This window comes from Denitromonas iodatirespirans (assembly GCF_018524365.1).
In the GTDB taxonomy this organism is placed as follows: Bacteria; Pseudomonadota; Gammaproteobacteria; order Burkholderiales; family Rhodocyclaceae; genus Nitrogeniibacter; species Nitrogeniibacter iodatirespirans.
Map to the genome: position 1 here is coordinate 1 of NZ_JAEKFT010000166.1, position 284 is coordinate 284.

The window sequence follows — 284 nt, forward strand, 5'->3', positions numbered from 1 at the left end:
GACCAATTGCTGATCGAGGGCTACCTGGAAACCCGGGTGGGTGACGGCACCTACGTGGTCGAGTCACTCAGCGTGCCAGGTCGGCGAGCCGCGTCGCAGACACCCCGGCCGCCGGCGACGACTGAGTTGCTGTCGCTGCGCGGTCGCCGGATCGCCGGCACGGGCGCCTCCAGCTCGGTCCAGGACGGCGCCTTCATGCCCGGCATTCCGGACACCGAGCATTTCCCCTTCACCACCTGGCGGCGCCTGCTGTCCAAGTATGTGCGTCGCGAGCAATCGCATCT

Annotated in this window: 1 pseudogene; it reads left to right on the forward strand. The window is 68.0% G+C overall.

Annotated elements, in window-relative coordinates:
* A pseudogene (locus tag I8J34_RS24420) lies at positions 1–284 on the forward strand (MocR-like pyridoxine biosynthesis transcription factor PdxR); the annotation flags it as partial.